At 56.0% G+C, this 26,698-nt stretch carries 29 protein-coding genes; 19 read left to right on the top strand and 10 right to left on the bottom strand.

The features are described from left to right. Positions 1-102: 102 nt before the first annotated feature. Genes ydcS through patD form a run of 5 tightly spaced genes read left to right on the top strand, consistent with a single transcriptional unit; the run spans position 103 to position 5,453 of the window. Positions 103-1,248: a putative ABC transporter substrate-binding protein YdcS gene (gene ydcS, locus Q1L34_RS14240; protein WP_004861538.1), complete on the top strand. Its 1,146-nt coding sequence runs from the start codon at positions 103-105 to the stop codon at positions 1,246-1,248. Between the two features lie 17 nt (positions 1,249-1,265). Then, complete coding sequence (locus Q1L34_RS14235; protein ID WP_004861541.1) at positions 1,266-2,279, top strand: ABC transporter ATP-binding protein; 1,014 nt, start codon at positions 1,266-1,268, stop codon at positions 2,277-2,279. 1 nt (position 2,280) lies between these two features. Next, a complete protein-coding gene (locus tag Q1L34_RS14230; protein ID WP_004861543.1) occupies positions 2,281-3,210 on the top strand; it encodes an ABC transporter permease in 930 nt (309 codons plus the stop codon). Further along, positions 3,200-4,006 carry an ABC transporter permease gene (locus Q1L34_RS14225; RefSeq protein WP_065906467.1) on the top strand — a complete coding sequence of 269 codons (807 nt, stop codon included), beginning with the start codon at positions 3,200-3,202 and terminating at the stop codon, positions 4,004-4,006. The genes Q1L34_RS14230 and Q1L34_RS14225 overlap by 11 nt, the downstream gene beginning before the upstream one ends. 22 nt (positions 4,007-4,028) lie before the next feature. Continuing rightward, positions 4,029-5,453 carry an aminobutyraldehyde dehydrogenase gene (gene patD, locus Q1L34_RS14220; protein ID WP_015584419.1) on the top strand — a complete coding sequence of 475 codons (1,425 nt, stop codon included), beginning with the start codon at positions 4,029-4,031 and terminating at the stop codon, positions 5,451-5,453. A 186-nt stretch (positions 5,454-5,639) separates the two neighbouring features. On the opposite strand, the gene Q1L34_RS14215 is transcribed toward patD, so the two are convergent. After that, complete coding sequence (locus Q1L34_RS14215; protein ID WP_044346615.1) at positions 5,640-6,035, bottom strand: hypothetical protein; 396 nt, start codon at positions 6,033-6,035, stop codon at positions 5,640-5,642. Between the two features lie 247 nt (positions 6,036-6,282). Between Q1L34_RS14215 and Q1L34_RS14210 the strand changes: the two genes are divergently transcribed. After that, positions 6,283-6,717: a hypothetical protein gene (locus Q1L34_RS14210; protein ID WP_044023531.1), complete on the top strand. Its 435-nt coding sequence runs from the start codon at positions 6,283-6,285 to the stop codon at positions 6,715-6,717. A 125-nt stretch (positions 6,718-6,842) separates the two neighbouring features. Continuing rightward, a complete protein-coding gene (locus tag Q1L34_RS14205) occupies positions 6,843-7,016 on the top strand; it encodes a GnsA/GnsB family addiction module toxin (protein ID WP_004861555.1) in 174 nt (57 codons plus the stop codon). 540 nt (positions 7,017-7,556) lie between these two features. On the opposite strand, the gene Q1L34_RS14200 is transcribed toward Q1L34_RS14205, so the two are convergent. Further along, a complete protein-coding gene (locus Q1L34_RS14200; protein ID WP_086816685.1) occupies positions 7,557-7,679 on the bottom strand; it encodes a small membrane protein in 123 nt (40 codons plus the stop codon). 647 nt (positions 7,680-8,326) lie between these two features. On the opposite strand from Q1L34_RS14200, the gene Q1L34_RS14195 reads away from it, so the two are divergent. Beyond that, positions 8,327-8,569: a hypothetical protein gene (locus Q1L34_RS14195; RefSeq protein ID WP_032717568.1), complete on the top strand. Its 243-nt coding sequence runs from the start codon at positions 8,327-8,329 to the stop codon at positions 8,567-8,569. Between the two features lie 52 nt (positions 8,570-8,621). On the opposite strand, the gene yncL is transcribed toward Q1L34_RS14195, so the two are convergent. Beyond that, entirely contained in the window at positions 8,622-8,714 is a 93-nt protein-coding gene (yncL, locus tag Q1L34_RS14190) for a stress response membrane protein YncL (RefSeq protein WP_004861562.1), read from the bottom strand. A gap of 190 nt (positions 8,715-8,904) precedes the next feature. Here yncL and Q1L34_RS14185 point away from each other — a divergent pair, with 190 nt between their 5' ends. Together Q1L34_RS14185 and Q1L34_RS14180 are read left to right on the top strand one after the other, a co-directional pair. After that, positions 8,905-9,078 carry a GhoT/OrtT family toxin gene (locus tag Q1L34_RS14185; protein WP_004861568.1) on the top strand — a complete coding sequence of 58 codons (174 nt, stop codon included), beginning with the start codon at positions 8,905-8,907 and terminating at the stop codon, positions 9,076-9,078. A 71-nt stretch (positions 9,079-9,149) separates the two neighbouring features. Continuing rightward, a complete protein-coding gene (locus tag Q1L34_RS14180) occupies positions 9,150-9,920 on the top strand; it encodes an alpha/beta fold hydrolase (protein ID WP_327204118.1) in 771 nt (256 codons plus the stop codon). A gap of 262 nt (positions 9,921-10,182) precedes the next feature. Here Q1L34_RS14180 and Q1L34_RS14175 read toward each other — a convergent pair whose 3' ends face one another. After that, the gene (locus tag Q1L34_RS14175) at positions 10,183-11,616 is read right to left on the bottom strand and encodes an aldehyde dehydrogenase (protein ID WP_327204117.1); all 1,434 of its coding nucleotides are present in this window, start codon (positions 11,614-11,616) and stop codon (positions 10,183-10,185) included. 262 nt (positions 11,617-11,878) lie between these two features. Here Q1L34_RS14175 and Q1L34_RS14170 point away from each other — a divergent pair, with 262 nt between their 5' ends. Continuing rightward, positions 11,879-13,477 carry an ABC transporter substrate-binding protein gene (locus tag Q1L34_RS14170; RefSeq protein WP_134936607.1) on the top strand — a complete coding sequence of 533 codons (1,599 nt, stop codon included), beginning with the start codon at positions 11,879-11,881 and terminating at the stop codon, positions 13,475-13,477. 16 nt (positions 13,478-13,493) lie between these two features. Continuing rightward, positions 13,494-13,727 carry a YdcY family protein gene (locus tag Q1L34_RS14165; protein WP_004861582.1) on the top strand — a complete coding sequence of 78 codons (234 nt, stop codon included), beginning with the start codon at positions 13,494-13,496 and terminating at the stop codon, positions 13,725-13,727. 9 nt (positions 13,728-13,736) lie between these two features. Here Q1L34_RS14165 and Q1L34_RS14160 read toward each other — a convergent pair whose 3' ends face one another. Beyond that, positions 13,737-14,186, bottom strand: a complete 450-nt coding sequence (locus tag Q1L34_RS14160; protein ID WP_004861584.1) for a DMT family transporter — start codon at positions 14,184-14,186, stop codon at positions 13,737-13,739. Beyond that, a complete protein-coding gene (locus Q1L34_RS14155) occupies positions 14,183-14,701 on the bottom strand; it encodes a GNAT family N-acetyltransferase (RefSeq protein ID WP_064357092.1) in 519 nt (172 codons plus the stop codon). Before Q1L34_RS14155 ends, Q1L34_RS14160 begins: the two co-directional genes overlap by 4 nt. Before the next feature lie 210 nt (positions 14,702-14,911). Between Q1L34_RS14155 and Q1L34_RS14150 the strand changes: the two genes are divergently transcribed. From Q1L34_RS14150 to Q1L34_RS14135, 4 genes are all read left to right on the top strand, one after another. Beyond that, complete coding sequence (locus Q1L34_RS14150; protein WP_327204116.1) at positions 14,912-15,487, top strand: helix-turn-helix domain-containing protein; 576 nt, start codon at positions 14,912-14,914, stop codon at positions 15,485-15,487. A 65-nt stretch (positions 15,488-15,552) separates the two neighbouring features. Then, positions 15,553-16,590, top strand: coding sequence for an NADPH-dependent curcumin/dihydrocurcumin reductase (gene curA, locus Q1L34_RS14145; protein WP_327204115.1), 1,038 nt, complete (start codon positions 15,553-15,555; stop codon positions 16,588-16,590). Between the two features lie 214 nt (positions 16,591-16,804). Continuing rightward, a complete protein-coding gene (locus Q1L34_RS14140; RefSeq protein WP_327204114.1) occupies positions 16,805-17,569 on the top strand; it encodes a hypothetical protein in 765 nt (254 codons plus the stop codon). 5 nt (positions 17,570-17,574) lie between these two features. After that, positions 17,575-17,937 carry a DUF596 domain-containing protein gene (locus tag Q1L34_RS14135; protein WP_064357090.1) on the top strand — a complete coding sequence of 121 codons (363 nt, stop codon included), beginning with the start codon at positions 17,575-17,577 and terminating at the stop codon, positions 17,935-17,937. A 269-nt stretch (positions 17,938-18,206) separates the two neighbouring features. On the opposite strand, the gene rihA is transcribed toward Q1L34_RS14135, so the two are convergent. Together rihA and pqqU are read right to left on the bottom strand one after the other, a co-directional pair. Further along, positions 18,207-19,142, bottom strand: coding sequence for a pyrimidine-specific ribonucleoside hydrolase RihA (gene rihA, locus Q1L34_RS14130; RefSeq protein ID WP_004861601.1), 936 nt, complete (start codon positions 19,140-19,142; stop codon positions 18,207-18,209). Between the two features lie 562 nt (positions 19,143-19,704). Further along, entirely contained in the window at positions 19,705-21,816 is a 2,112-nt protein-coding gene (pqqU, locus tag Q1L34_RS14125) for a TonB-dependent receptor PqqU (RefSeq protein WP_075808691.1), read from the bottom strand. Positions 21,817-22,076: 260 nt separating this feature from the next. Here pqqU and yncE point away from each other — a divergent pair, with 260 nt between their 5' ends. Both yncE and Q1L34_RS14115 read left to right on the top strand, forming a co-directional pair. Continuing rightward, entirely contained in the window at positions 22,077-23,138 is a 1,062-nt protein-coding gene (yncE, locus tag Q1L34_RS14120) for a 7-bladed beta-propeller protein YncE (RefSeq protein ID WP_004861605.1), read from the top strand. Positions 23,139-23,282: 144 nt separating this feature from the next. After that, a complete protein-coding gene (locus tag Q1L34_RS14115; protein ID WP_004861607.1) occupies positions 23,283-23,504 on the top strand; it encodes a YgdI/YgdR family lipoprotein in 222 nt (73 codons plus the stop codon). A 45-nt stretch (positions 23,505-23,549) separates the two neighbouring features. On the opposite strand, the gene ansP is transcribed toward Q1L34_RS14115, so the two are convergent. Together ansP and Q1L34_RS14105 are read right to left on the bottom strand one after the other, a co-directional pair. Continuing rightward, positions 23,550-25,013 carry an L-asparagine permease gene (gene ansP, locus Q1L34_RS14110; protein ID WP_004861610.1) on the bottom strand — a complete coding sequence of 488 codons (1,464 nt, stop codon included), beginning with the start codon at positions 25,011-25,013 and terminating at the stop codon, positions 23,550-23,552. A gap of 189 nt (positions 25,014-25,202) precedes the next feature. Then, entirely contained in the window at positions 25,203-26,090 is an 888-nt protein-coding gene (locus tag Q1L34_RS14105) for a LysR family transcriptional regulator (RefSeq protein WP_327204113.1), read from the bottom strand. Positions 26,091-26,203: 113 nt separating this feature from the next. Here Q1L34_RS14105 and Q1L34_RS14100 point away from each other — a divergent pair, with 113 nt between their 5' ends. Further along, on the top strand, positions 26,204-26,602 hold the full coding sequence (locus Q1L34_RS14100; protein WP_004861615.1) for a (R)-mandelonitrile lyase: 399 nt from the start codon (positions 26,204-26,206) through the stop codon (positions 26,600-26,602). Positions 26,603-26,698 lie beyond the last annotated feature (96 nt).

The raw sequence follows: 26,698 nt of genomic DNA, 5'->3' as shown, positions 1-26,698 counted from the left end.
TAAATTTCTCCAGGGGGCGTAAGTGCGCCGTCTATGGTTAAAAAGGGAGATATTTTTACGGCACGGCTGCCGCTAATTTTATTGTGACAGGAGTAACACCCGATGAGCAAAAAAATTGCCCGTGGCAGCCTCTATGCGCTGGGGATGGCGATCCTGACTGCGCAGGCCGCTGAGCCGCCCGCTTCGCTGGATAAAGGAGAAGGCCGACTCGATATTATCGCCTGGCCGGGCTATATCGAGCGTGGCCAGACGGATAAAAATTATGACTGGGTCACCCAGTTTGAAAAAGAGAGCGGATGTCAGGTGAATGTGAAAACGGCCGCCACGTCCGATGAGATGGTCAGCCTGATGGCGAAAGGAGGGTACGATCTGGTCACCGCTTCGGGTGACGCCTCTCTGCGCTTAATTATGGGCAAGCGGGTGCAGCCCATTAATACGGCCCTGATTACCAACTGGTCTAGCCTCGACCCGCGCGTTGAAAAAGGCGCCTGGTTTAACGTCGGCGGTAAAGTTTACGGCACCCCGTACCAGTGGGGGCCAAACCTGCTGATGTACAACACGAAAATATTCCCGACGCCGCCAGACAGCTGGAACGTGGTCTTTGTGGAGCAAAAACTCTCCGATGGTAAAAGTAATCAAGGGCGCGTTCAGGCCTACGACGGACCTATCTATATTGCCGATGCGGCGTTGTTCGTGAAAGCAACCCAGCCGCAGCTGGGCATTACCGATCCCTACCAGCTGACCGAAGCACAGTACCAGGCGGTGCTGAAGGTGTTGCGCGCTCAGCATGGGTTAATCCACCGCTACTGGCATGACACCACCGTTCAGATGAGCGACTTCAAAAATGAAGGCGTGGTGGCCTCGAGCGCCTGGCCATACCAGGCCAACGGCTTAAAAGCCGACGGCCAGCCGGTGGCCACCGTCTTCCCGAAAGAGGGGGTGACCGGCTGGGCGGATACCACGATGTTACATAGCGACGCCAGACACCCGGTGTGCGCCTATAAATGGATGAACTGGTCGCTGACGCCGAAGGTACAGGGCGACGTGGCGGCGTGGTTTGGCTCGTTGCCGGTGGTTCCGCAAGGCTGTAAGGCGAGTGCGCTATTGGGTGACAAAGGTTGCGAAACCAATGGCTACAACGAGTTCTCTAAAATTGCATTCTGGAAAACGCCGGTGGCCGAAGGGGGTAAATACGTGCCTTACAGCCGCTGGACACAGGACTATATCGCGATTATGGGCGGCCGGTAATCGGCCGGAGGCGGAACATGACGTACGCGGTAGAGTTTCACAACGTTTCACGTTTCTATGGTGACGTTCGCGCGGTGGACGGCGTCAACATGGGGATCCGTGATGGCGAGTTTTTCTCCATGCTGGGGCCGTCCGGCTCCGGCAAAACCACCTGCCTGCGGCTGATCGCCGGATTTGAGCAGCTCTCCGGCGGGGCGATTTCCATTTACGGTCACAAGGCCAGTGAGCTGCCGCCGTGGCAGCGTGACGTGAATACCGTCTTTCAGGACTATGCGCTGTTTCCGCATATGTCGATCCTCGATAACGTTGCCTACGGGCTGATGGTCAAAGGTATCGGCAAAAAGGAGCGCCACTTTCGCGCGCAGGAGGCGCTGGAAAAGGTGGCCCTCGGGTTTGTGTACACGCGTAAACCGTCACAGCTCTCCGGCGGACAGCGGCAGCGGGTGGCGATTGCCCGTGCGCTGGTGAATGAACCGCGGGTGCTGCTGCTTGATGAGCCGCTCGGCGCGCTGGACTTAAAGCTGCGGGAGCAGATGCAGGTCGAACTGAAAAAACTCCAGCAGACGCTGGGGATCACCTTTATCTTCGTCACCCACGATCAGGGCGAAGCGCTGTCGATGTCCGATCGGGTGGCGGTCTTTAATAACGGGCGTATCGAGCAGGTTGATGCCCCGCACGACCTCTATCTGCGTCCTAAAACCGCGTTTGTCGCTGGTTTCGTCGGTACCGCGAACGTATTTGATAGCGATCTTGCCGCCCGCCTGTGCGGGATGCGCGGGGTCTGGTCACTGCGGCCGGAACATATTCGCCTGAACAGCGGCGGAGAAGTTCAGGTGCAGGGCGTGGTGCAGGCGGTTCAGTACCAGGGAGCGGCAACGCGTATCGAACTGAAGCTGGCGAATGGCGACAAGCTGCTGGTCAGCCTGGCGAACAGCGATGGCGGTATGGCATCCAGCGCACCGCAGACCGGACAAACGGTGCTGGCTTCGTGGTCACGTTCGGCGATGGTGCCTTTGGAACAAGGGGGCTGAGATGACGATGGTCATTCCGCGCGCACCGTCCGGGCGTCTGTCCGCACTCTTCTGGCGCAGGCCATCGCTCGGCCTGTTCTTGCTCCTGCTGGGGCCGTTAATGTGGTTCGGCATTGTCTATCTGGGGTCGCTGCTGACTTTACTGTGGCAAAGCGTCTACACCTTTGATGATTTCACCATGTCGGTCACCACGGATCTGACGCTCGCCAACCTCAAAGCGCTGTTTAATCCGGCGAACTACGACATCATTGTCCGCACGCTGGTGATGGCGCTGTCGGTGACGATAGCCAGCGCGGTGCTGGCTTTGCCGATGTCGTGGTATATGGCTCGCTATACCCGCGGCAAAATGAAAGCATTCTTCTATATTGCCGTCATGCTGCCGATGTGGGCGAGCTATATCGTGAAGGCCTACGCCTGGACGTTACTGCTGGCAAAAGATGGCGTGGCGCAATGGTTTCTCGGGCATCTTGGGCTGGAGGGGGTGTTAAACCTGGTGCTGACGATTCCGGCGGTCGGCGGAAATACGCTGTCGACCTCAGGCCTCGGCCGTTTTCTGGTGTTTGTCTATATCTGGCTGCCGTTTATGATCCTGCCGGTACAGGCGGCGCTGGAACGCTTGCCGCCTTCGCTGCTACAGGCTTCCGCCGATCTTGGCGCCCGCCCGCGGCAGACCTTCCGCCACGTGGTGCTGCCGCTGGCGATCCCCGGCATTGCCGCCGGGTCGATTTTTACTTTCTCCCTGACGCTGGGGGACTTTATCGTTCCGCAGCTGGTGGGGCCGCCCGGCTTCTTTATTGGCAATATGGTCTATTCCCAGCAGGGGGCGATCGGCAACATGCCGATGGCGGCCGCATTTACCCTGGTACCGATTGTGCTGATTGCCCTTTATCTGGCGTTCGTGAAGCGCCTGGGAGCGTTCGATGCACTCTGAACGGGCACCGCTGTTCCTCAAAGTCGCCACCTGGGGCGGGGTGGTTTTCCTCCATTTTCCGCTGCTGATTATCGCGCTGTATGCTTTCAATACCGAAGATGCTGCCTTTAGCTTTCCGCCTCAAGGGCTGACGCTGCGCTGGTTCAGCGAGGCGGCAGGACGCAGCGATATTATCGAGGCCGTGACGTTGTCACTTAAAATCGCCGCAATGTCGACGGCGATTGCGCTGGTACTTGGCACGTTGGCTGCAGGCGCATTATGGCGCAGTACGTTTTTTGGCAAAAACGCGGTGTCGTTACTGCTGCTGTTGCCGATCGCGCTGCCGGGGATTATCACCGGACTTGCGCTGCTGACGGCCTTTAAGGAGGTCAGTCTGGAACCTGGCCTGCTCACTATCGTCGTGGGACATGCCACGTTTTGCGTGGTGGTGGTGTTCAACAATGTCATCGCCCGTTTTCGCCGGACATCGTGGAGTCTGGTGGAGGCATCAATGGATTTAGGCGCCACGGGCTGGCAGACCTTTCGCTATGTGGTGCTGCCGAATCTGGGATCGGCGCTGCTGGCGGGGGGAATGCTGGCGTTCGCCTTATCGTTTGATGAAATTATCGTCACCACGTTTACCGCCGGGCATGAGCGTACCTTACCGCTGTGGTTGTTGAATCAGCTGGGGCGCCCGCGCGATGTACCGGTAACTAACGTGGTCGCGCTGCTGGTGATGCTGGTGACGACGATACCCATTTTGGGGGCCTGGTGGCTTACCCGTGATAGCGACATGAGTGCTGAAAACAGTAAATAATTCATTTCTACAGGATAATGCTATGCAACATAACCTTTTGATTAACGGTGAGTTAGTGGCGGGTGAAGGCGAAATGGTGCCAGTATTCAATCCTGCTAATGGTGAGGTCATTCTGGAGATTGCAGAAGCCACGGAGGCCCAGGTCAACGCGGCGGTTGAGGCAGCGGATCGGGCCTTTGTCAGCTGGAGCCAGACGACGCCGAAAACTCGCGCGGACTCTCTGTTAAAGCTGGCGGAGGCGATTACCGATCACGCGGAGGCGCTGGCGAAGCTGGAATCCTTAAACTGCGGCAAACCGCTGCACTGCGTGATGAACGACGAGCTGCCCGCCGTCGCCGATGTGTTCCGCTTCTTTGCCGGCGCGGCGCGCTGTCTGCCGGGTATGGCGGCGGGGGAATATCTGGAGGGGCATACCTCGATGATTCGCCGGGATCCGGTTGGCGTGGTGGCCTCTATCGCACCGTGGAACTATCCGTTAATGATGGCGGCGTGGAAGCTGGCGCCGGCGCTGGCAGCCGGCAACTGCGTGGTCATCAAACCGTCAGAGATTACGCCGCTGACGGCGCTGAAGCTGGCTGAGCTGGCCAGAGAGATTCTCCCTGCCGGCGTGCTGAACGTGCTGTTTGGTCGTGGTAAAACCGTGGGCGATCCGCTGACCGGCCATTCGAAGGTGCGCATGGTGTCGCTCACCGGCTCGATTGCCACCGGCGCCCATATTATCGGCCATACGGCCTCGTCGATAAAACGCACGCACATGGAACTGGGCGGCAAAGCGCCGGTGATCGTGTTTGACGATGCGGATATCGATGCCGTCGTGGAGGGGGTGAGGACCTTCGGTTTTTATAATGCTGGCCAGGATTGTACCGCAGCCTGCCGTATTTATGCCCAGCAGGGTATCTACGATCGGCTGGTGGAGAAACTGGGCGCGGCCGTGGCTACGCTGAAAATTGGCCAGCCGGACGACCCTGCTACTGAACTGGGGCCGCTGAGCTCGCAGGCGCATCTGGAGCGGGTCAGCGCAGCCGTTGAAGCTGCCCGCGCATTACCGCATATCCAGGTGGTGACCGGAGGAAGCCCGGCGACTGGCAAGGGATATTTCTATCAACCGACGCTGCTGGCGGGCGCCAGGCAAGATGATGATATTGTTCAACGTGAGGTGTTTGGTCCGGTGGTCAGCGTGACCTCGTTCAGCGATGAAGATCAGGTGCTGGCATGGGCCAATGATTCCCAATACGGCCTGGCTTCGTCGGTATGGACCCGCGATGTGGGCAGGGCTCATCGTCTGAGCGCGCGTCTGCAGTACGGCTGTACCTGGGTTAATACCCACTTTATGCTGGTCAGCGAGATGCCGCACGGCGGACAGAAACTCTCCGGCTATGGGAAGGATATGTCGATGTATGGTCTGGAAGACTACACCGTCGTGCGTCATGTGATGATAAAACACTAAGTGCCGACAGAAGCCGGGCGCCTGTTGCCGGCATAGAGATAAAAAGCCGCCTGCGGGCGGTTTTTTTACTGCCGCCGCGCGATGGGGAGATAAACCGCTGAACCGTGAACTGCGAAGGTGCCATTCGGAGATTGTCGTCGCGCTATGGCTAACTGAACTGTCTATATAGCGCAGCAAGAGAAGAGATTAATGGTCACATCTGGCTTTAACATCGCCGATAAAAGATGCGACGGCATCCTGTAAGACGTTATTTTTGTTGGTTCTGTTAAGCGTCATTAGCGCTTTTGTCTCATCGGTGGAAATTTGCCATGTCTGGATAGTCAGTCCCAGATCCGTGGCATAGGTTCCCGTCATGGCCGTTGGACTTACCACGGTGTAATTCATGATGCTGTCGGTGACGGAAGGGGATTTTTTATCAATGTTCACCACAAACACTTTTCCCGCGAAACCATCGTTTTTAATGGCATATTGATCGTACTCATGGGCGCCAGAACCCCGCAAGTTTTCAATAACCCAGCATCCCGCATCGGCGGATGAAGCGGCCAGAAGCAGGAGGCAACCGAGAAAATAGGTCCGCGCCATTATTCATTGTTCCTTGTCGTGACAATCTGAAGGGGCCGATGAAATACTGGCCGCCAATCTAACGCTAAATATTGCCTGTTTTCACATGCAAATACATTAGCAAAGTCGGGAAATGGCTATCAGTTTCCCTGTTCATCGCAAAACATTGTCGTTCTGTAGGGCGCTGGCAGAGTGTAATAGCATCATAATGGTTATTTATTCTGTTTTTATGCTATATTTTCAGTTTATAATTTAATTTATACAGGTTATGTCAGATAAATATATTGCGTACCGCATTTTACTCGCGACCATAGTGATGGCTATGCCAATCCTTTCATCAGGCGCAGGCGCGGACAATGCTGAATACACGGAAAAAAGGCGACTCAACTGCATGTTGGTGGATCAAAACATCATCCTGGCTGATAGTCCGGCCATCGGCAGCTTTTCAGCGGGGTGGCTGCGGCGAATTGACACGACATGGCAGCAATTTGCATCGATCGAGATAGATGGCTGGTATGTAAGAGCTTATGGCGCCGACAATTTTAGCGATGCGGAAGGAACCATCTATGCCAAAGACCTGGACCAATCCGAAGTTCTCTTCAACCGCAAAAATGGCGTCGCCACCATCTCCTTTCCTCTGCAGGATGGGCGTACTATGCTTAAAAAATGGCGTTGTGATACAGGGCCTGATATCACTAAATAACCGATGGCAAAAAACAGCTTCAAGGAAGATAACCTATTGTTTATAATGGATTAGGGTTGGCTTTCGGCTAACGCGGGACAACCCTTACGCTATACGACATCGTGAAATTCAAGGAGAGTTGACCAATGAAAAGCGAAGAGCTGACTCGTAAAGCTGAAGAAGAGATCTCGGCGCTGATTAGCAAAAAGATTGCAGAACTGCGCAAGAAAACGGGGCAAGAAGTCTCTGAAATTGAGTTTGTTGCTCATGAAACCATGTCGGGTCTTGACGGATACGACGTCAGAATCAAGCTGATGTGAAAGATAAAGGTCGCCGGGGCGGCCTTTTTTATGCCCGCTGCTGCGGGCACAACCTTCAGAGGTCGGCCGTGAGTATGAGGCGGTGGCCGGGTGACGCTGATGGCGCGATCGCGAGCTTGTAACGGACGGGATAGTCACTCATCGAGTGCATTAGCTTGCTAATAGTCACAATGGCAGTAATTGCTAAAACAGAGACAGCGAAATATGAGAATATTCTTACGCCCCTTCAAGAGCTAAGCCAATGAGTGCCGGAGATAAGCGCCGGGTGGGGCGCGTAACCTGCCTGTCAGCGTGGAGAGACAGAGAGCGAATCCAGATGATATATCCGCTGCTGCGGCAATCCACAATAAAACCCCTGTACTGAATACAGGGGTTTTTTGTTGCTGTGTACCACGTCGGCACAATAGGTGAGAGAAGGGCGCAGAGAGGGCGGAACGATCTATTTCCCGCATAAACTATAGTGTTATTTATCGCGCATGAAGTTGCAGTGAGCAAAACGTTTGTGGCCTATTCGCACGATGTTGTCACGCGCGCGTCGTGCTATCGCTTTGATTTTTTGGTCGGTAAACCAGACTGACGACGGTCGCGAATGTAAGAGACCAGATTATACGCTGCAATTACCAGCAATAGCAGTGCCACAATAAGCACAATAATTCCAGACATGTACCACCCCAAAATAAATGAGTAAAAACAAAAAAGGTCAAAATATGCAGTTAAAATGTAATTTCTAAAGGGTGATAACGCAAATGATATTTACTGATAAGTGCATTGTCAGTCACTGTTGAAAAGACAGGGTTGATTTAATTATTTGTTATTAATCAATGTATTGGTGTGTTTTTTCTTGCTGGTTTTTTGGGCTGGCGTTTAAGTTGTTCCGCATTTTTAGTCAACTTCCTATAGGTTTTTTTATTATCCATCATTAATTTACCGTATAATTTATGATGTTTTTTAGGTTTGTTCTTATACACTATTTTTATTATTCATCGAACTCTTCGGAACCTCATGTAAGGTATCAGACAGTTATTTTCTTTTTAATTTCACCTGACCAGATTGTTTTCATAGAGGAAATGACGACAAATTGTTCATATTGTCCAGTAACCTGCAGAGATGAAAGGGGGAGAATGAAGGGATATCCGCGGAGGCATCTTTTTGTTCCGCGACATTTTGTTCCACTACATGGTGTAGAAAAATGCTAAGAAACGCTGTCTGGCCGCGGCGGCCTGGGGGTAAAAGGATGCTTGAGGTTTGACTTTACAGGCTGGCTCATGCGAACATTTGTCATAATTTGTTACTTCGACGTTGATCTTGTTTTGAAAAAAATAGCTTTTTTTCTGTCAGTGGCCTGCGCCACGGCAATTCTGTATGGCAATTTACCTGCCCGGCGTATTAGCCTGTGTGAACAGCAGGGGGTCAGCGAATCCGTCTGTACGGCGGCTGAGTGGGATAATGAAAAAGTTAATCTGCTGCCTGGCTATGACCCTGAATATATGAAGGCTAATGCCGAGCTTCAGGCTCAGACCCGCGCGGATAAAACCGTCGCGATTAAAGCGTAAAAAAGCAGCCCGCAGAGGCTGCTTTTTTAGGTTTCTTTGCTGAATAAAATCACTAAAACCAACCAAAACGAACAGATAACAGGCTGATAAGCGCGAAAGCTACGCCGACATTAATCAGAATTACGGTTTTGCTGGAAACATCCATAACGCCACCTTTATGAGTAAGCCTCTACAGGTATAGTACGAGGCGAAAGGAAGTGCTATCAGACAAGGATGAATTGGTTGTTTTCCGCTGATTAAGCGTGCGATTCATTGTGTGATTTTGCGGACTGTGTCGCACTTCTGCTGCCACGCATCTCCGTATCATAATGGGGCTTATCAGGGAAGGAAGAAGAATGACCTTATACCAGAAAATGCTGGTTTTTTATGCAGTTATGGGATGTATTTGTGCAATCATTAGCTGGTTTCTGACAAAAGAGAGCCGTTTGATTCGCCTGCTGGCCGCTCTGTTGATCGGCGCCACCTGGCCGTTTAGCTTTCCGATGGCGCTGCTGGTCTCTTTATTCTGACAGCATAAAGCGATGGCAACCGCCACAATATTACTGTATAAAAACACAGTAACTGTTGGCGGGGCAACCTTATGAAGCGCTATTTTTCCTCATTCGCTGGCGCGAACGTGCGCTGGTTTGATTTCCCAGGGCACGGCGACCCGGTGGTCTTTATTCACGGGCTGGGTTGTGCATCCTCTTATGATTATCCCGGCGTGGCGACCGATCCGGCTTTTTCCGGCCGGCGGGCCCTGCTGATCGATCTGCCGGGCTTTGGCTATAGCGACAAGCCCGGCTCTTTTGGTTACGGTATTGCTGAACAGGCGCGGGTTGTTGTGGAGTGGCTTGACAGTCTGCAGCTGACCCGCTGCTCACTGTTCGGGCATAGCATGGGCGGCAGTATTGCCATTGAAGCGGCGGAGCTTCTGGGCCGTCGCGTCCAGGCTCTGCTGGTCTCCGAACCTAATCTTTATGCCGGCGGCGGCACGTACAGTCGGGCTATCGTCGCCCAGCCGGAAGCCGAGTTTGTCGCCCGCGGCTTTGCCGATCTGCTGGCAGCGGAAACGTCTCCCTGGAGCGGATGTCTGCAAAACAGCGCCCCCTGGGCAGTATGGCGAGGAGCCAGCAGCCTGGTCGACGGGACGTCGCCGTCCTGGTTCGCCCGCTTTCAGCAATTATCCTGCCGCAAGGCGCTGATTTACGGTGAGCTGTCGCTCCCGGCTCAGGAAGCTGACGACGTTGTCGCCGTCGGTATTCCGCTGCTGGTGGTGCCGGATGCGGGCCACTCTATGGCCTGGGAGAATCCCGTTGCCCTGGCCGATTGCATGGCGCAATTCTTCGGGGGTATGCAGGCGGACGGCTAAATATCGCCGTGATCACTTGTTTGCCCGACCGCGCGGAGGACGGAACCGCCAGCCGTGGCTTGCGAAGACGCTGGCGTGTAGCGGGACTAACTTTCTCGGCCCGGTTGGCAGGAGATGCGCTGGTTAAAGATCAGCATCTTTCGTTGTGGCGCGCTGTCGTCACGGCGTTGCGACCGTTCCGCGGTTAGCCTTCCCCGGAACGGCAGCGCAATGGGGCTGTTTTAAACTGGTGATGAGAATCGGCAACCGGCAGATCCGCTGATTAAAACGGCAGTTCGCGCGGGCTGGTCTGCAGCGTTATCCAGCGCAGTTCGGTAAATTCAGCAACACCTGCGCGGCCACCAAAGCGTCCGTAGCCGGAAGCTTTGCAGCCGCCAAACGGCATCTGCGCTTCATCGTGCACGGTGGGGCCATTAATGTGGCAAATGCCGGTTTGCAATCTCTGGGCAACATTCCACGCCCGGGCGGTGTCGCGACTGTATACCGCCGAGGAGAGTCCGTATTCACTTTCGTTGGCTACCGTCAGCGCCTCCTGCTCATCCTGCACCCGGATAATGGCTTTTACCGGGCCAAAGGACTCCTCCTGCCATATCCGCATGCTGCGGGTCACCCCATCAAGCAACGTGGCGCGCATCTGGGTTGTGTCGGCTTTACCACCGGTTAAAAGCCGGGCCCCTTTTGCCAGCGCGTCGTCAATCAGCGCATTGCAGCGTGTAACGGTCTTCATATCGACAACCGGCCCCATCAGCCCTGCGGGCAACGTTGCCGCGCGGCGGCTGAGCAGGGCGATAAAGGCATCGGCTATCGATTGGTCGACGATAATGCGCTCGGTCGACATACAGATCTGCCCGGCGTTAGCGAATGAGCCAAAGAGGGCTCCGGCCGCCGCTTGTTCGAGATCGGCATCATCGAGGACCAGCAGCGGCGCTTTGCCGCCCAGTTCAAGCACTGCCGGTTTCAGGTACTGTCCGCAGGTGCGGGCGATAATGCGTCCGACCGGCGTAGAGCCGGTAAAGTTAACGCGGCGTACTGCCGGATGGGCGATAAGCGACTCCACCAGCGCGGGCGCATCTTCCGGCGCGCAGGTGAGATAGTTCACGACACCGTCCGGTAATCCCGCCGCAGCCAGGGCATCAATAATCAGCGCCTGACTGGCGGGCGACATCTCGGCTCCTTTGAGGATCACCGTATTCCCGCAGGCTAACGGAGTTGCAATCGCGCGCGTGGCGAGGATCAGCGGCGCATTCCACGGCGCCATCCCCAGTACCACTCCAGCCCCCTGGCGGACGGCCATAGCCAGATTGCCCGGTACATTCGACGGAATAATCTGCCCTTCAATCTGGGTGGTGAGGGCGGCGGCTTCCCGCAAAATGTCGGCGGCGAGATGAACGTTAAAACCCGCCCAGTGTGCCGTCGCGCCCGTCTCAGCCGACATTGCGGCGATGAATTTTGCCTCACGTTGCTGCATTTGCTCCGCCGCCTCCAGCAGCAGGCGGCGACGCTCGGCGGGGGCCGTGTCGCGCCATTGCGGGAAGGCGGCAGCGGCGGCCTCGACGCTGCGCCGGGCGTCGGCCAGGCTCGCAGCCGGTGCGGTGGAAGCCGGCTGTTCGCTGAGCGGATTGGTGCGGGTAAAAGTGGCCTGGCCTTCAGCATCATGCCACTGGCCATCGGTATATAAGTTGCAGGTAATTGTCATGGGAAAACCTCGTTGGGTTGTGTTCTGCGGTTTTCCGAGTGTATCGGGCGACGGGAGCGCATGGGACAGGCAGGGCGGTTATCGCACGTTTTTTTTCTGGTTTTATAGGCAGTTCACAACTTCAGCAGGTTGGCCCGGACTGGAGAATAAATCGGCGAAAACAGCGCTTTCAGCATAACCTGATACCGATTGATTATTTGCCGGTTGCATGCCGCTGTGCTGTTATTAGAGCACTTATAACAAATTGATAAGGTTTATAACCATGTCTACAGGGAAAACGTTAATTGCGCTGGCGTTAAGCGCCTGGTTGCCGGCTGGCGCCGCGTGGGCGGCCGGTAACGATACGCTGATCTATTGCTCCGAAGCATCGCCGGAATCATTTAACCCGCAGATTGCCAGCTCCGGCCCCTCGTTTGTGGCCAGCTCGCAGGTGCTGTATAACCGCCTGATCACCTTTGATCCGCTTAAAAACACACCGATCCCTTCATTGGCCACCGCGTGGACGGTATCGCCAGATGGCAAGACCTGGACCTTTACCCTGCGTAAAGGAGTGAAGTTCAACAGCAATAAGTACTTTACCCCGAGCCGCGATTTTAACGCCGATGACGTTCTGTTCTCCGTCCTGCGTCAACAGGATGCGAAACATCCGTACCATAACGTTTCGCAGGGCAACTATGAATATTTTCATGATGTCGGGCTGGATAAGCTGATTAAAGAGGTGAAAAAGGTCGATGATTATCATGTCCAGTTCGTACTGAGCGAGCCGAATGCTGCCTTCCTTGCCGACTGGGGAATGGATTTCGCCTCAATACTCTCCGCGGAATACGCCGATGCCATGATGAAGAAAGGCACGCCGGAGTATGTTGATACCTGGCCTGTCGGGACCGGCCCGTATGCGCTTCAGCAGTATAAAGTCGATTCGCTTATCCGCTACATTGCTAACCCGCATTATTGGGAAGGCGAGGTGCCGACAAAACATCTGATCTTCTCCATCACCCCGAATGTCGAGACTCGCCTGGCGAAGCTGCAAACCAACGAATGTCAGATTATCCCGGCGCCGTCGCCGGTACAGTTCGCCGCGATCAAGGGCAATAAAGATCTGGCGCTGCAGGCTGTTGAAGCGTTGAACGTCGGCTATCTGGCGTTTAATACCGAGAAAAAACCGTTTGATAACGTGCTGGTACGTCAGGCGCTGAACTACGCCACCGACAAACAGGCAATCGTCAAAGCGGTATTTATGGATTCGGGCGCGGTAGCCAAATCTCCGCTGCCGGCGAATATGCTCGGTTATAAGAAAGATCTGCCGGATTACGACTACGATCCGCAAAAGGCGAAAGCGCTGCTGAAGCAGGCCGGGCTGGAAAAAGGGGCGGAGGTGACCTTGTGGTCGATGCCGGTACAGCGCCCCTACAACCCCAATTCGCGCCGCATTGCCGAAATGATTCAGAACGACTGGAGCAAAGTGGGCATCAAAGCCAAAATCGTCACGTATGAGTGGGGGGAATATCTCTCCGGCATGCGCAAAGGCGAACACGACAGCGCCCTGTTTGGCTGGATGTCGGACAATGGCGACCCGGACAACTTTGCCGGGACATTGCTGAGCTGTGATAATATCAAGACCGGTTCCAACGTTGCCCGCTGGTGCGATAAGTCGTATGACGCGCTGGTCAAAAAAGCGATCCTGGTCAGCGATCCGCAGCAACGCGCCGCGCTGTATGGTCAGGCGCAAGAGATCTTTTATCAGCAGGCGCCATGGATCACCCTGGCGACCGGGAAAACCTACTACGCCACGCGCAGCAACGTTAGCGGGTATAGCGTGAGCCTGATGGGGAGCGATTTTTCGAAGGTCAAATTGAACTAAGCCGAAAGGAGCACATATGGCACATCTGGATGACGTTATCGCCCGCGTCGATGCGGCGATCGCCGAAGGGGTGATTACTCACATGAATGAACTGCTGGTGGCGCTGAGCGATGATGCTGAGCTGAGCCGCGACGAACGCTATACCCAGCAGCAGCGTTTACGCACCACGATTGCCCACCACGGCCGTCAGCAGCATGAAGAGCAGGAAACGCGCCGCGAGCAGTTGAATAAAGGCGGCGCCATTCTCTGATATTGCGCGCTAAAACTGGCGTCTGGCTACCAGCCAGGCGCCTGCCACCAGCATAACCGCGCCGCACAGCGGCCCCAGCAACGCCCGCCACGGCACGCCGTGCGCGCGAATGATATCCATCACGAGTCCCCCCACCAGCTGGCTGGCAATCAGCACCGCAATCGTCGTGGCGGCACCAACGTTCTGATAGCCACTGATGCTGGCGAAGACAAAAAACGATCCCAGCAATCCTGGAATGAGCGTCCACCATTTTATGCTGAGCGCCAGCTCCTGAAAGCCCGCTGCACCGTGGCGCAGGAGCAGGATGGTAACGAAAATCACAATCCCCACCAGCGAGTTCAGCAGCATCGCAATGAGTATTGTGGAGGCGGACTGCGTAATACGCACCATCAGCGTATTTTGCACGACCAGTCCGACGCCGGCGGCAATCAGACAGGCGAGGGTCAGCGAAGCGTTCATGCGCTGGCGTCCGGATCGTGACGATCGTCGAGCTGGAGCTGCATAAAGGTCAGATCCAGCCAGCGGCCAAATTTTGTGCCGACCTGCGGCATCTGTCCGGTGGTCACAAACCCGAGCGTTTCGTGCAGATGCAAAGAGGCCTGGTTTTGCGCTTCGATACCGGCCACCATGACATGTTTGTTCAGGCGACGGGCCTCCTTAATCAGCGCCACCAGCAGGCTGCGGCCTAATCCTTTACCCTGATGATCGGGGTGGACGTAGACCGAATGTTCGACGGTATGGCGAAAGCCGTCAAATGCGCGCCAGTCGCCAAACGAAGAATAGCCGGTCACGACGCCGTTTTCTTCGCTCACCAGGACCGGATAGCCTGCCAGCTGACGCGCTTCAAACCAGGCGATGCGATTATCGGTATCGACGGTTTTGTCATTCCAGATGGCGGCAGTGTGCAGCACCGCGTGGTTGTAAATTTCGGCAATCGCCGCGCAATCTTCTTTGCAGGCATAACGAATGGTCATAGCAAACCTCAACTCAATATCCGTACACTATAGTAGTACGGTATTATTACAATAATGTACGCGACGCTGTCATCTGTTTTAGCAAGAAATTTATCATGGCCTGTCGTCTGCGTGCAGGTATATCGGGGGTGAGGTGGCCAGACGAGACGACGCGGGTTTTGCCTGAGGTCGCCTTGTTTGAGATTAATTCATACACTATAGTACTACGCTATGAATACTATTGAAGACAATATGAATCAGCGCATTAGCGCACGTATCCGCATCGAGCGCGAATCTCGCGGCTGGTCGCTCAGCGAACTGGCCGAGCGCGCCGGCGCCTCACGCGCCATGATCCACAAGATCGAACGCGGCGAGAGTAGTCCGACGGCATCGATGCTGGGGCGGCTGTCCGGCGCTTTTGGCATTAGTATGTCGACGCTGATTGCCCGAGCGGAGATGCAGGAAGGTAAACTGCTGCGCTTTGCCCAGCAGCCGGTATGGCGCGATCCGCAAAGCCAATATTTACGGCGTCACGTTTCGCCGCGCAGCGATCTGCCTATCGATCTGGTGCAGGTGGAGCTGCCGGCGGGTAGCGATGTACCGATGCCCGCAGCCTCCTACGCGCTGGCGCGTCAGCTGATCTGGCTGCAACAGGGGGAGCTGGTTTTTGTCGAGGGCGCGACCCGGCATGAGATGCGAGCCGGTGATTGTCTCGAACTGGGGCCGCCTAACGACTGTCGTTTTATCAATGAATCCAGCACATCCTGCACCTATCTGGTCGTGCGATTAAATCAACCTGCCTCATAATGCCAATGTGCGCGGCGGCAATTGCGACTAGCCTCAGTACAGGTCCTAAACAAGAGGAGTTTGCTATGGCTTTTAATCCGCAACGTCACCGCCGCTGGGTGCTGGCTTCTCGCCCGCACGGCGAGCCGACAGGGGATAATTTCCGTCTGGAAGAGAGCGAGGCCCCGACGCCGGGTCCCGGGCAGGTGCTTCTGCGCACGGTTTATCTCTCGTTAGATCCCTACATGCGCGGGCGCATGAGCGATGCGCCGTCCTACTCGCCTCCGGTTGCCATCGGCGCCGTGATGGTCGGTGGAACGGTGAGTCGCGTTGAAGCGTCTGACCACGCTGACTTTACACCGGGAGAGTGGGTGCTGAGCTCCGGCGGCTGGCAGGATTTTGAACTCTCCGATGGCAACGGGCTGGTGAAGCTGGGTGAACATCCGCAACACCCCTCGTGGGCGCTCGGCATCCTTGGGATGCCTGGTTTTACGGCCTATATGGGGCTGCTGGATATCGGTCAGCCGAAGGCGGGAGAAACGCTGGTGGTGGCCGCGGCCACCGGGCCGGTTGGCGGTACGGTCGGCCAGATCGCGAAGCTAAAAGGCTGCCGTACGGTAGGGATTGCCGGGGGCAGTGAGAAATGCCGCTACGCGGTCGAGACGCTGGGCTTTGACGTCTGCCTCGATCATCGCGCGCCGGATTTTGCCGAACAGCTGGCGCAGGCCTGCCCGCAGGGCATTGACGTTTACTATGAAAACGTCGGCGGCAAGGTGTTTGATGCCGTGCTGCCGCTACTCAATACCTCGGCGCGGGTACCGGTGTGCGGCCTGGTCAGCGGGTATAATGCGACCGGACTGCCGGAGGGGCCGGATCGTCTGCCGCTATTGATGGCGACGCTGCTGAAAAAACGGATCCGGATGCAGGGCTTTATTATCGGTCAGGACTACGGGCATCGTATTGCCGAGTTCCAGGAGGAGATGGGGCGCTGGGTACGGGAAGGCAAAATCAAGTACCGCGAGCAGCTTGTCGATGGCCTGGAGCGTGCGCCCAATGCGCTGATTGGTCTGCTGAAGGGCGAAAACTTCGGCAAAGTCGTGGTCCGGGTTTCACCCGACGAATAGGTCTTATGCCCCGGCGGCAGAGCGCCGGGGCGAGGATCGGCCAGGCACCAGAAATGGCGCGCCCCATCCGGGGTTTTCCTTAACTCATCTCTTTGTTAAATATCCTGCCTTACCTTTCTTCCGCGACCGTGATAAGGGGGATAAGGAGGCAGCTAAACGCGTCCAGGCCCGGCGGGAAGCAGCGATTATCGTGGCAGCTGCCAGCGGCGGAGGTATGGCACTGACCGCAGGTGGCATGACTCTGATTGGTGCTGCACCCGAGCTGGTTCTGGCGGCAAGGCTGGTCATCGCTGGTTACAAAACCAACCCCGCGCTTTGTCTGAATCAGGCTGGTATTTATGCGGCAGATATTGTGGCACCAGAAGCGCTTATCGGTACCGGGGCCATTACCACTGCCAGTACGCTGATTATCGGGAAAACCGAAGACAGCTTGAAGAAGCTTTCGCTGCAGTTGGTGAAGGTCTATGATGAACTGAATATAACAAAAACATTAAATATTCAGCCTGTTGCCGGTTTCATTAAAGGCGAAACGGCTGCTGGTGCGAGTTTGTCAACGAAAACAGCAGATTATGTCCGCAATATCCAGAAAACCAATACTGACCAGTTAGTTAAAGTGTTTGATCCAAAACAGAGTAGCGATAAGCTCAATGTATTCGGGAAGGAGTTTGCGCAGGTGTTGGGTGATGGGGGAAGTAATAAGTACGGAACGACCAAGGTCTTTGCGACGGAAAAACTGTCTGAGCGGGATATCCTTAACTATGCACAATCACTAGCTGGAACAGTACCGCTACAAGAGCAGAAAACCCCATTAGGAATAGTTTATTATGCGAAGAAAGATGGAATGACTATCAATCTTAGGGATTTTTCCAGGAGCAAGGATGATACAAAAGCACGGTGGACCGTTGAAATTATAAAAAATGAACAACTCAATAATCTGCAGGGAAAAGTTAAAAAGCCGATTGAAATTAAATTTAGGTAAATCATATGAAAATTACAAATGAGGAGTATCTCGAATATAAAAATGCCTTAGAAGGGCATTCAATGAATGCTATATGGCATGTGACACCTCCAGAATGTTATGGAGTTGAACTTAATTTTAATCAACGAAAGACATTCTTCTTTCAATTATTGCAGATGCTTCTTGATGATGGAAAAATTAAGTTGGCATCACATGGGAGGTATTTGCAAGGTAGTACTACTGAGCAAATATCGTTCTTTAAAAAGAGATTCCCCAAAAACCAGGAGGAAATGGAAGAGGATGCTTTTGATGGCTTCTGGTTTCTGACTGAAAAATGCCCTGGTGGCATTGTCTGGATCCACGAGAACGGCTATGAAGACTGGACCTGATACACCGCTAGTCATAACGGCTCTTCGGAGCCGTTATCCTTGAATACCTTTCCAGGGTAAACGCTGTTTGTCGGTCACGATACTGGAATTAACGAAGCTGCCTGCCTCTGATAGATCCAACCCGGACAGACCAAAGGCAGGTTTATTGACGAACGAGCGGACAGGCTCTGCGTCTGACAAACTCATCGCCTGATACTCTGCAAACTGCCGACGCTCGTCTTTATCCAGAAGGCAGTATCGCAGCCTTTAACGTCTCTCAGAATCCTTATTCAGCCATAAAACGCCAGCCGCTCGACTAACAGGTCCACAAACCGCTCCCGGTCGATATCCAGCAACACCGTGGTATTTGGCTGCTTGCCGGTGAGAAAGTAATAATCAACCACCGTCATCCCCTGGGTGTATTTCCCCTGAGTTTCCACGCCCACCCAGCGCTCAACGCTGGTAAACAACTCCGGCTTCAGCAGCCAGGCGATGGTGCAGGGATCGTGCAGCGGAGCACCGGTGAAACCCCATTTGGCATCCTTGTGATACTCCATAAAGAAGTCGAGCAGCTCGGCAACAATGGTCGCCACCGGGTTGCCCACCTGGCGGAAACGTTCGATATCCAGGCCATGAATCTGCGCCCGATGCGTGACGTCCAGCCCGGCCATCACCACCGGAATACCCGACTGGAAGACGATCTCCGCCGCTTCCGGGTCGACGTAGATATTAAACTCGGCGGCGGGCTGCCAGTTGCCCAACACCATCGCGCCGCCCATCAGGACAATGCGGGCGATCTTGTCATGCAGTTCCGGGTGGCTGTTGAGCAGCAGGGCGACGTTGGTTTGCGGGCCGGTGGCGACAATCGTCACCGGTTGCGGGCTTTCGCGTAGCGTTTTGGCCATCAGCTCGACGGCGGTGCAGGCCTGCGGCGTAAAATCTGGTTCCGGCAGCGCCGGGCCATCAAGCCCGCTTTCGCCGTGAACGTTTTCGGCGATGATCAGCTCCCGCATCAGCGGCTTACGCGCGCCGCCGGCGACAGGAATGTCCTGTCTTCCCAGCAGCGTCAGCATGCGCAGCACGTTGCGCAGGGTTTTGTCCGGCGTCTGGTTGCCAGCGGAGGCAGTGATCGCCTTGACGTCAAGTTCGGGTGAGGCGAGGGCGAGAACCATCGCGATGGCGTCATCATGACCGGGGTCGCAATCGAGAATGATCGGCAGTGCCATAGCAGCTCCTTGTTGGGCGTTATTTGTGACAAGGGTAACGCTCGAGGGCACAACAGACGAGAAAGGATAAAACAAAGCGTGATGTAAGCCGCAATAAGACGCGCGTGGGGACGATCCGCCGGTGGCGCTGTGCATCCCGGGCTACGGGTTTGTGCGGTCTGTTTCCCCGGTGGCGCTATGCTTGCCGGGGCTACGGGTTTGTGCGGTCTGCTTCTCCGGTGGCGCTATGCTTACCGGGGCTACGGGTTTGTGCGGTCTGCTTCCCCGGTGGCGCTGTGCTTACCGGGGCTACGGGGATGTGGGGGCTGTTTCCCCGGTGGCGCTGCGCTTACCGGGGCTACGGGTTTGTGCGGTCTGCTTCTCCGGTGGCGCTGCGCTTACCGGGGCTACGGGTTTGTGCGGTCTGCTTCCCCGGTGGCGCTGCGCTTACCGGGGCTACGGGTTTGTGCGGTCTGTTTCCCCGGTGGCGCTGCGCATACCGGGGCTACGGGTTTGTGCGGTCTGTTTCCCCGGTGGCGCTACGCTTCCCGGGGAGTCAGGTTTGTACGATCTAAGGCTGGGGTTACTCAAAACGCCAGGCGAGATTCAGGCCGACGCCATAGTTACGTCCCGGCGCGGGTTCGTAGTAACGACCGTTGGACTCGTTGACAATCACCGAGCCGACGTAGCTGCGATCGAAGAGGTTATCGACGCGGCCAAACAGATCCATGTCCATCTTGCCATAGCTCCACTTATAACCGGTGGTGAGACCGACCACCGTCCAGGACGGGGCTTTGGCGGTGTTTTCGTCGTTAGCCATGATATCGCTCATATAGCGAATATCGCTGCCGGCGTACCAGCCGCGATCCGGCTGATAGCCGAACGAGGCGTAGCCCATATTGCGCGCGATGCCCGGAATACGGTTGCCGTTGCAGCTGGCGTCATCGCAGACATTGGTCCGGTAGGTCGCATCCAGCCAGGTCCATGCGGCTTTCAGACGCCAGCTTTCGCCAAACTGCTGATCCAGCCCCAGCTCCATCCCCTGACGGCGGGTTTTGCCGGCGTTTTTGTAGCTGGTACGGCCGCCGCTGCTGGCATCCACCACGATCTCGTTATCGGTGTTGGTCTGGAACAACGCGGCGGTAAACAGGCCATTGCCGATCCGCGTCTTACTGCCGATCTCGACCGTGTCGTTAGTCGCAGGCTGCAGGCCGAAGTTCAGACCGCTCTGGTTATCGGAACGGTAGGAGAGTTCGTTAATGGTGGGGGTCTCAAAGCCGCGCCCGGCGGAGAGATAGACGTTCCACGCCTCGGTGACCGCATACTTTAACGAGCCGGCCGGCAGCCATTTATGGTAGCTGGCGTCGCCGCTGTCATCGCCGTTACCTGGGGTAACGTAATAATCGTTGGAGTCAAACCATACCGAACTGTAGCGCACGCCGGCATCGAGGGAGAGTTTGTCCGTCAGCTGCCACTGGGTCTGCAGATACGGGTCGATGTTCCACATCAGATTACGTTCATTACGGCGCAGGTTCCCCTCTTCGCCGTACTGCGGCGCGCCGTTGACCATCACGAAGTTTTCAAACCCTTTGCGCCGCTCGCTCATGTTTTCATAGTCGAGACCGGTGGTGAAGGTGACCGGCACCAGCAGTTCGCCGCGGTGAGTCCAGCGGGTATCGATCCCCTGATAGTGGCGCGTCAGGTCGATAACGCCGCCCGCGTGAGAGGGGTTTATCTGAGGCGCGCGTGGGATTGACTGATATTGCGTGGTTTCACGTTCACCGGCGTACATCATCACGCTCAGGTCATCCTGCTCGCTGAGCTGACGCTCGTAGCGCAATCCTGCCTGGGTCTGCTTCGTCGACTTACGGGTATTGTACTGATCGCCGCGTGGCGACTGACGCGGGTTATTCCGCCATTCATCGTAGGTCAGGCCGCCGGCGTCATTGGCTTTGATATCCACGCTGTTAAACAGCAGGGTCAGCTTACTGACGTCATTGATGCGCACGCCCAGTTTGGCGTTCGCCAGGTTTTTGCGGGCGCCGCTGTGATCGCGGTAGCCGTGAGTGGTAAAGCGGTTGGTCGATACGGTGTAATCGACGTCCCCGGCATGCGTTCCGTCGCCGACGGCGCCGGTCGCCTTCAGGCCATAGTGCCAGGTGCCGAAGCTGCCGTAATAGCTGCTGGCTTCGATGGTTGGCGGCTGGCTGCCGGTTTGGGTCGTCACATTGATCACCCCGCCGGAGGAGTTGCCGTACAGCGCAGAGAACGGACCGCGCAGGACATCGAGGCTATCGACGCTGCCGATATCAATATTCGAGGTTTGGCCCTGGCCATCGGGCATGGTGGCCGGAATACCGTCGACGTAAATGCGCAGCCCGCGCACGCCGTAGGTGGAACGGGAACCAAAGCCGCGAATCGATAGCTGCAGATCCTGAGCATAGTTCTGTCGGTTCTGAACCTGCAGTCCCGGTACGGCGCCCAGCGATTCAGAGAGATTGACTCGCGGCGCCGCCTGACGCATCTCATCGCCGTTAACGACGCTGACCGCGGCGGGGGTATCGAGCTCGGAGACCGCGGTCGGCGCGGCGGTCACAACCATAGTTTGTTCATCGCTGGTGCCGGGCTGGGCCACAGCGATCAGCGGAAAGAGGAGGGCAGGTAGCGCAGCCGTGCGCACGGAAAGGATTTTCATAGAGCTACTCGTGAAACGAACCAAACGGAACATATGTCCACATGTTAACCCTTTTGTAATTTTTTGAAAATTATTAACGTTATTTTCGTTAAATAATGGCACCGAATGGTTATTTTCGCCGTCAGTTTTCATAAATAACGCTCCACTTCATGTCAAATAATGATTACTATTCGCATTTGAAAATGAACGCAAAGCCAGGACTTTGTGTCAGGGAAGCAATGTCGAGCAGGCACATAGGTGTTTTATTCAAGGGAGTCGTCATGTCATTACGTCATCTGTCCGCGCCGCGTCTGCGTCGTTCACTGTTATTAACCTCTTTACTGCTGGCGGGGAGCTTCAGCGCTCATGCGGCAGAAGAAATGTTGCGCAAGGCGGTCGGTAAGGGCGCATACGAAATGGCTTACAGCCAGCAGGAAAATGCGCTGTGGGTCGCAACTTCTCAAAGCCGTTCACTGGATAAAGGCGGGATTGTTTATCGTCTCGACCCGACCACGCTGGAAGTGACGCAGGTTATTCATAACGATCTGAAACCGTTCGGCGCGACGATCAACACTGCTACGCAAACGCTGTGGTTTGGTAACACCACTGACAGCACCGTTACCGCCATTGACGCGAAAACCGGCGCGGTGAAAGGCCGTCTGGTGCTCGACAATCGTCAACGCAGTGAAACCGTGCGTCCGCTGGCGCCGCGTGAGCTGGCGGTCAATGAAAAAACCAACACGGTCTATATCACCGGGTTGGGTAAAGAGAGTGTGATCTGGGTTGTGGATGGTGAAAAGCTGACGCTGAAAGACACTATCACCAATACTGGCGCCATGGCGACCGGGCTGGCGGTGGATGCTGATGCGAAGCGTATTTACACCACCAATGCCGATGGCGAGCTGCTGACCATCGACAGCGAGAGCAACAAAATTCTCAGCCGCAAGAAGCTGCAGGATGACGGTAAAGAACACTTCTATCTGAACCTGAGCCTGGATACCGCCGGCCACCGCGCCTTCATCACCGACAGTAAACAGCCGGAAGTGCTGGTTGTTGATCTGCGCGACGGCAAAGTGCTGCAGAAAATCGCTGCGCCGGAATCCCTGGCGGTGCTGTTCAACCCGACGCGCAATGAAGCCTACGTGACCCATCGCAAAGCCGGCGAAGTCAGCGTAATTGATGCTAAAACCTATAAAGTGGTCAAAACCTTCAAAACGCCGACCTACCCGAACAGCCTGACGCTCTCCGCCGACGGTAAAACGCTGTATGTCAGCGTGAAGCAGGAGTCGACCCGTCAGAAAGAAGCGACCCAGCCGGATGACGTTATCCGTATCGCGCTGTAAGTCGTGATTGAGGAGGGGGAAACCCCTCCCGCCCGCCAGAATCACCCTCTGTTACAAACACTTATTGGCCCGATTGCGGTTATGGTTTTACAATCATCGTTTTGCCGCCTGCTGCCTGGCGGAATTAATCATTCTGGAGGATGTATGAATAAGCCATTTATGGTTCTGTGCGCTGGCGCGATGCTGGCACTGCTTGCGGGCTGTACTTCAAACTATGTAATGACGACGAAAAGCGGGCAGACCATTGTGACTCAGGGTAAGCCGCGTCTGGATAAAGACACCGGTATGACCAGCTATGTGGATGAATCCGGCAATCACCGCCAGATTAACAGCAGCGATGTGTCGCAGCTGGTGGAAGATAACTAAGCAGGAAGCGGCGGTTTGCCCGGTGACGGACAAACCGCGATAGGGTTATTTTTGCGCTGACTGTACGCCCGGCGCCGTACTATGAATAGCATGAACGCGCTTACGCACGCCGAACCAACCGGCCACCAGCAGTACCGCAATCAGCGGAATGGAACCGATGGTATAGGTACCGTTCGGGTAATCGAAGGCCATCAGCACCAGCACGCTGAGCAGGAACAACAGGGTCAGCCAGGAGGTGAACGGCGCACCCGGCATCTTGAAGCTGACATCCGCCGCTTTCCCTTCCTTGATAGCTTTACGCAGGCGCATCTGGCACACCACGATAAAGCCCCACGACGCGATAATCCCCAACGAAGCCACGTTTAAGACGATTTCGAAGACCTGCGACGGCACCAGATAGTTCAGGAACACCCCGACGACATACACCGCCAGCGTGGCCAGAATCCCGGCATACGGCACCTGATGACGGCTCATCTTCGACATAAACTTCGGCGCGGAACCGCCCATCGACATCGAACGCAGAATACGCCCGGTGCAGTACAGGCCAGAGTTGAGGCTGGAGAGCGCGGCGGTGAGCACCACGATATTCATTACGCTACCGATGTACGGTACGCCCAGCTTCGAGAAGAAGGTCACAAACGGACTTTGCCCGGCCTGATAGGCATTCCACGGCAGCAGCAGCACCAGCAGCAGCACCGAGCCGACGTAGAACAGGCCGATACGCCAGATCACGCTGTTAATGGCGCGCGGCACCATCGTCTGCGGCTCTTTACACTCGCCGGCGGCGGTCCCGACCAGTTCGATGGAGGCAAAGGCAAACACCACCCCCTGAACCAGTACCAGCGCAGGCATCAGCCCGTGCGGGAACAGACCGCCGTTATCGGTAATCAGGTGGAAGCCGGTGGCATTCCCGTCCAGCGGTTTGCCGCTGCCGAGGAAAATGGTCCCGACCACCAGGAAGGCGACAATCGCCAGCACTTTGATCAGGGCGAACCAGAACTCCATTTCGGCGAACCACTTCACGCCGATCATGTTCATGGTACCGACGATCGCCAGCGCCCCGAGCGCAAAGACCCACTGCGGGACATCGCCGAAGGCGCCCCAGTAGTGCATATACAGCGCCACGGCGGTGATATCGACAATCCCGGTCATCGCCCAGTTAACGAAGTACATCCAGCCGGCGACGTAGGCCGCTTTTTCACCCAAAAACTCGCGGGCGTAGGAGACGAAACTGCCGCTGGAAGGACGATGCAGCACCAGTTCGCCGAGGGCGCGTAAGATAAAGAATGAGAACAGGCCGCAGACCAGATAAACCAGCGCCAGCGCGGGGCCAGCCATCTGTAAACGCGCGCCTGCGCCGAGGAACAGGCCGGTACCGATGGCGCCGCCGATGGCAATCATCTGTACCTGACGGTTGCCCATCGCTTTGTGATAGCCCGATTCCTGGGAGTTGAGCCAGTGACGTCTGGCGGCATGGTGTTCCGCCGTCGAGTGTTGCTTTGTATTCATTGATGTACCCATTTTCCTGTCAATGTCCATGAGTGGTTCATCGCACCGCTGAGTAGCAGTACGTTATGCTGGCTTTCCCATCATTCTGACGTAGGAGATAAGCAGAGCATGGCGCAGCATCCTACACGTATCGAGATAGTCACGCACGTAAAACATTTCTCGACCGCACTTGCTTAAATATCAATGAGTTCAAAGACGGAGGGCGTCCACCAGCAGGCTGAAGGCCGTCGTATGCTGGCGGCGGCTGGGGTAGTATAGGTGATAGCCGGGGAAGGCGGGAGTCCAGGCCTCGAGGACCCGGATGAGTCGTCCTTCCGCCAGCGCCTGTTGCACGCTATCTTCCGGGACATAGGCCAGACCCAGCCCCGATTCCGCGGCATCAATTCGCTGCGGCAGGCTGTTTAAGGTAATTTGTCCTTCAACCCGCACGCGGACTTCGTGATCGTCCTGCGCAAACTCCCAGGCATAGATACCGCCGAGGGTCGGCAGGCGCAGATTAATACAGCGATGTTGTGCGAGATCGTAGGGCGTTTGCGGGATACCGTAGCGCTGAAAATAGGCCGCTGAACCGATTACCGCCATGCGCATATCGGGCCCGATGCGCACGGCAATCATATCTCTGGCAACCTGTTCACCCAGACGAACGCCGGCGTCATAGCGGCCGTCGACAATATCGGTCAGGCCGTTGTCCACGGTGATTTCGATATTGATCTCCGGGTATTGCAACATGAAGTTTTTCAGCGCCGGCCAGAGCACGGCGCTGGTGGCATGCTCGCTGGCGGTCAGGCGGAGGTTACCCGCCGGACGGTCGCGGGTATCGCGCAGAGCGTGAAGCTCCTGTTCTATCTCTTGCAGGTGCGGACTCAGGCGCTGGAACAACTTTTCGCCCGCTTCGGTAGGCGCCACGCTGCGGGTGGTGCGGGTCAGCAGCCGCACGTCGAGCCGGGCCTCGAGGTTGCGCATCGCGTGGCTGAGGGCGGACTGGGAGACGCCAAGCTGAGCGGCCGCACGGGTGAAGCTACGCTCGCGGGCGACCACCATAAACAACAACAGGTCGTTAACGTTATCTTTTAACATCACTTTTCCGGATTAATGAATTTCGTTCATGGTTCCTTTCTGATTTTGCAGTCTAATCCTCGTTGCCAGATTGCACTACTTTGAACAGACACGTCATGTTGAGAGGAACAGAAATGAACATTATTCGTAGCGGCTCACAGCCTTCGAGAAAGGGGCCGGATAGCTGGTTTACCGGCGATGTTCGTATTGATGCGCCGTTCCAGGCCAGCGAGCCGGCAAAAGTGGGCGGTGCGACGGTCACTTTTGAACCCGGCGCGCGTACCGCCTGGCACACCCATCCGCTTGGTCAGACGCTGATCGTCACCCAGGGGCGCGGCTGGCTGCAGGAGTGGGGCAAAGAGCCGCAGGCGCTGAATCAGGGCGATATTGCCTGGATTCCTCCGGGCGTAAAACACTGGCACGGCGCCAGCAGCGAGACCGCCCTGGTGCATATTGCGATTGCCGAAGCCGAAAACGGCAGCCCGGTAAGCTGGCTGGAAAAAGTGACCGACGACCAGTATCCGGCAGGCTAATCCCGTTGGCCCCGCGTCCGGCCCGAGCTACCGGCCGTGTTCCGTGGGGCAGCCGGTAGCGCCGTTGGGCTTTTTCGGGCTATGATTCTCAGCGGC

It is taken from the genome of Klebsiella ornithinolytica, from assembly GCF_030505655.1.
In the GTDB taxonomy this organism is placed as follows: domain Bacteria; phylum Pseudomonadota; class Gammaproteobacteria; order Enterobacterales; family Enterobacteriaceae; genus Klebsiella; species Klebsiella ornithinolytica.
This window is presented reverse-complemented; position numbering and strand designations above follow the sequence as displayed.